Origin of the sequence: Arsenophonus sp. ENCA, assembly GCF_002287155.1 — a bacterium.
Taxonomy (GTDB): Bacteria; Pseudomonadota; Gammaproteobacteria; order Enterobacterales; family Enterobacteriaceae; genus Arsenophonus; species Arsenophonus nilaparvatae.
In genome coordinates this window covers 1-6,781 of sequence record NZ_NHNG01000668.1, presented here as the reverse complement: position 1 = coordinate 6,781, position 6,781 = coordinate 1, and the positions used below count along the sequence as shown (strand labels likewise).

Here is a 6,781-nt window from a genome sequence, read left to right as displayed (position 1 = left end):
AGGTAACCATCTGGGCAGATACCGGTTTTCAAGGTATAGATAAACAGCATCCTAATACACAAATCCCAAAAAAAGGAACTCGAAAAAGACCTTTATCGCCTGAACAAAAACAAGAAAATAAAATAATCTCGGGCATCCGTATTACAGTTGAACACGCCATCGCGGGTATCAAGCGCCTCGGTTGCATGACCCAAATTTTACGGAATCGTAGACCCTTTATTGATGATACCTTCTTACTCCTTAGCGCAGGTCTTTGGAATTTCCATCTCAGAACAGCGTAAAATTTACTTCAATCACCGAAACACCCTTATTTCACTATTAAGCAACACGCTTAGTGACAGGTCAGCAAAGCCGTAAGGGTTATCAAAGGTAGCGTCTTGCGTCGCCACTACAAATTTGCGTGGGGGCAATAACTCACCCGCGAGTCCCGAATGCTGGGCCTGAAAGCGCAGGCGATTCTCAGTATCAAAGGTAAACCACTCCGGCGGCTTGCCCACCACATCGGTCACCAGTAGATGCCGTCCGTCTTTTGCCCAGGTCAGCTCCGCCGGTTGATAGCCAAAAAAGGCCGCATCCAGCAGCTCGCCGATGATGCGGTTCATATCCCACTGTGCCAGGGTCTGTTCAATAAAACGCACCACCTGGGCAGGCGCTTGTCCCGCCTCCAGTCCGCGCTCCAGGCATTTGACCGCCGATTTACGCCGCCGGATACTGCTGCCGACCAGGGGTTCAGCGCGCAACTGGCGGTAAACGCCAATCGCCTGACCCCGCGCGCGCAATATCGGGTCGGGATTCGGTAAATGGCCAAACAGCTGACCCAGACCCGCGGGACTGCGCGCCCGGGTGGCGATGTCACTGAATAACGCTTTTTTATCGATAATCATCAATATCCCTCCAGCAATGAGGATGCCTGACGTGGGCAACAGGAGTAAGCGCGCACAGGGCCGCCAGGCTTATCCGCGGCATTGAGTGCCAAAAACAGTGCCCAGGCACGGTCAGCATGCCCTGCAGCATCACTGTCGGCGACAAAACGCGGTGCCCCGGTCGGACTCATCACTTTTTTCAGTTTATGCAAATCGGCCCGCAGTGCGCCATCACCCTGTGGCAGTCGCAGACGCCGGTCTTCAAACACTTCTTTACCACGCGTGGCCAGCGTCAACTTGTTGGCCGATGTGAATAACACCCCTTCAACACGGGTGCTGCCATGACGGCGCTTCGCATCTTCCACAGGCTTCTCCCCCATGCCGGTCTGGTCCATGCAGCAGCGCAGCACCCGGTAGTGGGCAAAGACCGTATCGAGCAGTGCATCCTGCTCGGCAAAGGGGGCGCGTTTGCGGGTAATGATGTCGCGCGTCCAATACACATCGCCGACCTGTTCAATCACCCAAATCACAAACAGGTCATGGCGCAGACCGATATCGACCCCGACAAAACAGGGGCCACCCTGATAGTGCTCAGGCTTGCCCGCCTGCGGGTGTTCAACGCCATCAATCAGGTCATAGGAGAGCCAGGCAGAGGCTTCATCCAGCCATTGCAGTTCAAACTCCTGCGCCCAGGCATCGTCATCATTGAGTGCCTGTTTGAGGGCAGTAACATCGCGGGGCAGGCCGTCTTTCACTGCCTGGTGAATATCGACCACATGACGCGACCAGACCGTATCGAGCGACGGGTCGGTCATCAGCTCATAAAACTTGTTGCCCTCGCCATTAGGGGTAGAGGTCACGCGCAGCTTGTAGCCGTTCGATATCACCGGAAACAGCGCCGACCAGATTTTGCGGCTGTCGGCATGAAAGGCAAATTCATCGAGAAATACATTGGCCGCAAAGCCACGCGCCGTATCGGGGTTGGCGGGGAGTGCGGTAATGCGTGAGCCGCCGGGCAGCACCGCCTCTAGCATCGTGTAACGTTCGTTGCCCGGGCCTTTGACGCTGCCTTCGATTTCACGGATAGCCAGACCGTACGCCTGACAATGCTTTTTCACCCCTTCTTCCATTGCCTCTTTGGCCTGGCGCTCGCCGCGCGATAAAATCACCCAACGCGCCGACCCGCCGAGGGCTTCCAGCGCAAAACAGTCATCGACAATTTCCAGTGTGGTGGTAAAGGTCTTGCCGGTCTGGCGGGCAAAGCAACCAATCTTGAACCGCGCGGTATCCAGCAGCCAGCGGTTCTGATACGGGTAGAGTAAGCCGTTTTTGCTCATGTGATAATCCCGTAAATTTCTTCGCGCACCCGCTTTAGGGTCTCCAGACTGACATGTCCCTTACCTTGTTGCGTCGCCTCCAGCTCCAGCGCATCGAGGCGCGCCGCGATTTTTTCCCGCACTTCGGTCTGGTAACGTTTGAGACTGACCGACGAGTGGGTCAAGGTAGCAATGCTTTTACCGACCTTGGCCAGTAGCGAGGCACGCTCTGCGGGGAGCATATCCTCATCACTGGCCTCGCGCACATCAATCAGCGCGGTCAGGATATCGGCCTGAATGGTAGCGATAATCGCCTCCGAGCGTTTGTCCTGGTCATCTTCCGCCCCTTCGGTAATGATACGCGCCATCTCGGTAGCTTCACGGATAGCAGCAAAGCGGCGTTGTACCTTCTGACCGTAACGGGAAATTTGTGCCCGACCGATGCGATAACCCTTCTCATGCAGCAAGGCTTCCAGTTCCCTGTAGCCACTAAAATTACGCTCGGTCAGTGCCCGGTCGAGCCATTCACGCACTGAGGATGGCAGAGTTTCTACCTTGCTTCTCTGGGCCATGTTTATTCCCTCCAGTACTTCGCCGGGCGGGCAATGCCGGGGATATCGTCGGTGACGTATTCCACCAGATTGACCCCTTCCGGCGTCAGCGTGGCGGTCCATGAACGTGCGGGCGGTCGGGTCAGGCGAACCAGACTTAAGCCCTCAAGGAACAGCAACTCTTTTTGCAGCTCCAGCATGGTCATATCCGGGTAGAGCGAATGGCCCACATCCCACAGTAGCCGGTCATTGGCCGGATACGGCCTTGCCTTGTTGACCACCTGCAGTAACACCCAGCGCAACCCTTCTCGGCGCGCCTGTTCGGTCTCTATCATCCTTATCCTCCTGCCACCTTATATCTTGATCATTGGCTTTCAAAGGTGAATGATCCCCAACTGATCATTGGGATGTTACCGGTGAGTTTGTACGCCGCCTTAAGCTTAGAGCTTGTGCCTCAGATTAAACCCTGGTGATATATTCATCATCGTCTTCAAGACTGAACGGTATCTTGTGCTAAGAGCACGTATTTATAAGGAAGGTTAGGACGATATATTTAATTATCTGTTTTTGATGGGAGAATCTACCATGATCAAAACCTCAGTGGGTATTGAGGTTGCTAAATTAAAATTCGATGTTGCAGTATGGGTTGAGAGAAAAAAATACAAAACAAAGGTGTTTCCAAATACTTCATCTGGATTTGCCCAGTTGCTAAAGTGGTTGTCTGTTTACGGAGATTGTCATATTTGTCTCGAAGCGACAGGGGTTTATAGTTTTCCATTGGCTACGTTTCTGGTTGATAATGGCATTGATGTTAGCATAGAAAACCCATCACGTATTCATGCATTTGGTGAAAGTGAACTGAGTCGGAATAAAACGGATAAAGGAGATGCAAAAATGATAGCGCGCTATTGCGCCCTGCATACGCCAAGTCTCTGGACTCCTCCTTCATTGAGTGAACGTCAATTAACCGCACTGGTGCGCCAGCTAAATAACTTAGAGGAAGTGAAGCGAATGCATGAAAACCGACAGTCCGTGGCTGATGCTATCGTTGAGTCCTCGCTGATGGAAATCATTGATGCACTAAAACAGCAAATGCAGACCACAAAAGAAAAAATAAGAAATCATATTGACAGCGATCCTGATTTAAAGAAAAACAAAGTGTTGCTGGAAAGCATACCTGGAATTGGTGAAATATTGAGTGCGAGTTTACTGGCTTATATCGGTAATATGTCAAAATTTAGCAACAGCAAAGAAGTCGTAGCCTATGCTGGCCTTAACCCAAAACTGCAAGAATCTGGTTTATTTAAAGGACGTAGTCGCCTATCAAAACGAGGTCATCCGGAGCTCAGAAAAGCATTATACATGCCCGCTTTAGCTGCTATTTCCTGTAACCCGATAATAAAAGCACAGTGGCAGCGGCTCGTATCACGCCACAAAGGAGGTAAAGTAGGTATCTGTGCGGCAATGCGAAAATTACTCCAATTAGCTTATGGTGTCTTAAAATCGGGCATACCCTTCGATGAAAATATAGCTCTTGCATCATGATGAACAAGACGGTATCTGACGCAGTTGTATGGTTTCCAGCTTCTGGTAAATCGCGTCAAGCCGTGACTCCACCACCTGCTGATAATGAATAAATTCGTCGCGCCGGACATAACGTTCCGGCACCTCTACTTTGAATTCCAGTACCTCGCGCTCAAGGCGTGAGCCTTTATCGGACGCGTCGCGCATCAAACGTTCCAGTGACGCAAACCGCTCGGCCTGACGCTTTTCGGTCTCCCGGATAAACCAGCGGGCCAACCCCGCGAGAAAGCCTGCCAGCCCAAACAGATAGCTGACCAGTACCCAGAAATCGACTTGTAATGTCATGGTTTTAGTCCTTCGATGTAATTCAGCAATCCATTTACCTGTGCCCGCCAGACCTGGCACTGTTGGCCGTTGTCGATGATATTGGCGAGGACATCGCGCTGGGTGACCGCACTCGGTCGGTGTCGCTCGCCAGGGGTCTCAGCTGACCGGGTCGTGTTGCCAGTGCCGCCGGCAGCGGTGGCAATGCCTGAACCGTTAACGTCTGACAGCCCGAGGGCGGCGTTGTAGTGCTGCACGAAGCCACGAGTAAATACGCAGGCCACAGCATGAGCCTGGCCTTTTTCATCCTGCCAATGTGGGGTACGTCATCTATCCGCCTAGTTAAGTGTTGGGTTTTGTCACGAAGCTGTGCAATGCGATTCAGGTAGTGCTGTTCGGCCTGATTCGCTGCCTTTACCTGATGGGTAAAACGCTGTTGTAGCGCTTGCAGGCTTTGCGCGGCCTGCTCGGCGCGCTGTTTTTCCTGTTGGGCAAACGCCTCGCGCAGCTGAATGATTGTCGCCGCGCAACGTTCGGTTGAGCTAGCTGCGCCTTGCTTGTAGCCGTGCCACCAGATGCCCGACAGCAGGGCCATCACCAGCACCCCGCCGAGGGTTTTCAGGCTGACTGTACTAAACACAGCTTGCCCCTCCCCAGGTCAGGTAACGCGGTGCCAGGCTTTTTAAAATGCGGCGGGGATAATGGCGATTCTCGCGCCAGGCACTTGCGCCACGTCCGGCATTCACCCGTTCAATGCTGTCAAACCAGCGACCACCATCGAACCCCTGCTGTTTCGCCAGGCGGCGGTCACGCTGCACCCAGCCCAGGCCACCGTTGTAGGCCGAGAGCGTCATCGCCATACGTTCACAGTGATTCACCGCCGACAACCGTTGCCATAGCCAGTTATCGAAACTCACCACCGCCCGCAGGCTCCAGCCGGGATTGAGCGGCGCTTTGGCTGCCAGTGCCGGCATTACCTCCCCAATCCATGCCGTGGTCGCAGGCATAAACTGCCCCAGCCCCTGCGCCCCGATGCGATTGGTAATATCCGGCTGCCAGCCACTTTCGTGCTCAATCTGGGCGGCAAAATCCGCCACCGGGGCATTAAGGCCCCACACCAGCCCGGCATTGCGTATCAGGTCAGCCCGATATGCTAGCGCCGCTTGTGGGGGACGCGCCGCATCGGCATCAAGCGCGCCACCAAGGAGCACTATCAGCAAAAGGAATAACAGCCATCTGGGGTCGCCCTGTGGGTGTTGATAGCGGTTCATGGTCATAACCCCATTGCCACACTCAGACACACTGCCGCCACAATCAGCGCCCGACGCAGCTGCGCGGCGGCAAAGACCTGATGACAACCGCCACGTACTGGATGTCTGCCTTGTGCCACCTCAGGGTGGTCATGGTGCAGGTATTGTCCGGGGCGGGCTTTGGGGAACAGCGAACGGTCAAGCCAGTAACCCACTACCGCCGCCAAGGTAATCAAGGCAAGCTTATAGAGCACTACCGGCAATTGTTGCGGCGAGACCAGGCCAATCACCAGCAACAGACCGGCAGCCGTGAGCAACCAGCCGCCCAGGCGCGGGGTTTTAAAGGAGGGCAAGGTCAATTTTTTTCGGATTTTCATCATTGTCTCCCTAACTATCAGACAGACAGTGTGACAAGGTAGGGCGCTAAACGCTTTTAAAGTCCTTTAAAAGGCTTGGTAAAATGTAAAAAGCAAGATAGCAGACATTCAACAGTAAAACGAAGGAGATGAATATGAGTTGGCATGAACGCGAAGAGGGTACCTGGTTTTTCACGAAACGCAAAGATGAAACATTTTATGATGCGTTTCAGCGATGCACAAATAACGACATATACATCGCCGATGAATCTGATTGGGCGGCGTTGCTAGTGATAGCAGCAGATCTTATTGCGGCGAAACTGAATCCTGGAGGTAAGTCAGGGCCTCTCGGTACCAGCTTTCAAGTAGAGAGGCTGTCGCAAAAGCTCATGTTATCGATTAAAATTTGCTTTATTCGTTTTAAACGCAGATCTTTTATGACCGTATTTACTCGCAAACTGGAATCGCCTTCTCACACCAAACGTAAGTTTGTCAAAGCGCAAAATCTACCTATCTTGGAGGGTTCTGTTTCCCTTTGCGATTATCTCAAGCAAATTGGTGAACGTAGGGCATTTATTGTCACAGAGATTTTGGATG

The 6,781-nt window shown here is 52.9% G+C and carries 10 protein-coding genes and 1 pseudogene; 3 read left to right on the top strand and 8 right to left on the bottom strand.

Annotated features, from left to right (window positions below):
• Positions 1–281: transposase family protein (locus tag CBG25_RS17615; RefSeq protein ID WP_290603775.1), on the top strand; the 281-nt coding region annotated here is incomplete at its 5' end.
• 12 nt (positions 282–293) lie between these two features.
• Here the strand turns inward: CBG25_RS17615 and CBG25_RS17610 are convergent.
• The 4 genes from CBG25_RS17610 to CBG25_RS17595 are packed head-to-tail and all read right to left on the bottom strand — an operon-like array spanning position 294 to position 3,065.
• A complete protein-coding gene (locus CBG25_RS17610) occupies positions 294–884 on the bottom strand; it encodes a DUF935 family protein (RefSeq protein ID WP_290608293.1) in 591 nt (196 codons plus the stop codon).
• Positions 884–2,200: a terminase family protein gene (locus CBG25_RS17605; RefSeq protein WP_290608291.1), complete on the bottom strand. Its 1,317-nt coding sequence runs from the start codon at positions 2,198–2,200 to the stop codon at positions 884–886. The genes CBG25_RS17610 and CBG25_RS17605 overlap by 1 nt, the downstream gene beginning before the upstream one ends.
• A complete protein-coding gene (locus CBG25_RS17600; protein ID WP_290608290.1) occupies positions 2,197–2,751 on the bottom strand; it encodes a DUF3486 family protein in 555 nt (184 codons plus the stop codon). Before CBG25_RS17600 ends, CBG25_RS17605 begins: the two co-directional genes overlap by 4 nt.
• 2 nt (positions 2,752–2,753) lie before the next feature.
• The gene (locus CBG25_RS17595; RefSeq protein WP_280624571.1) at positions 2,754–3,065 is read right to left on the bottom strand and encodes a hypothetical protein; all 312 of its coding nucleotides are present in this window, start codon (positions 3,063–3,065) and stop codon (positions 2,754–2,756) included.
• A 250-nt stretch (positions 3,066–3,315) separates the two neighbouring features.
• Here CBG25_RS17595 and CBG25_RS17590 point away from each other — a divergent pair, with 250 nt between their 5' ends.
• The gene (locus CBG25_RS17590; protein WP_290608289.1) at positions 3,316–4,275 is read left to right on the top strand and encodes an IS110 family transposase; all 960 of its coding nucleotides are present in this window, start codon (positions 3,316–3,318) and stop codon (positions 4,273–4,275) included.
• On the opposite strand, the gene CBG25_RS17585 is transcribed toward CBG25_RS17590, so the two are convergent.
• From CBG25_RS17585 to CBG25_RS17570, 4 genes are read right to left on the bottom strand one after another with little or no spacing between them, the layout of a single operon-like run.
• A complete protein-coding gene (locus CBG25_RS17585) occupies positions 4,270–4,599 on the bottom strand; it encodes a hypothetical protein (RefSeq protein ID WP_290608288.1) in 330 nt (109 codons plus the stop codon). The two genes, CBG25_RS17590 and CBG25_RS17585, sit on opposite strands and share 6 nt — an antisense overlap.
• Positions 4,600–4,633: 34 nt before the next feature.
• Complete coding sequence (locus tag CBG25_RS17580) at positions 4,634–5,218, bottom strand: hypothetical protein (RefSeq protein ID WP_290608286.1); 585 nt, start codon at positions 5,216–5,218, stop codon at positions 4,634–4,636.
• Entirely contained in the window at positions 5,211–5,849 is a 639-nt protein-coding gene (locus tag CBG25_RS17575) for a transglycosylase SLT domain-containing protein (protein ID WP_290608285.1), read from the bottom strand. Before CBG25_RS17575 ends, CBG25_RS17580 begins: the two co-directional genes overlap by 8 nt.
• Before the next feature lie 2 nt (positions 5,850–5,851).
• Complete coding sequence (locus tag CBG25_RS17570) at positions 5,852–6,205, bottom strand: putative holin (RefSeq protein WP_290608283.1); 354 nt, start codon at positions 6,203–6,205, stop codon at positions 5,852–5,854.
• 134 nt (positions 6,206–6,339) lie between these two features.
• Here CBG25_RS17570 and CBG25_RS17565 point away from each other — a divergent pair.
• Positions 6,340–6,781 (top strand): annotated as a pseudogene (locus CBG25_RS17565) (hypothetical protein); the annotation flags it as partial.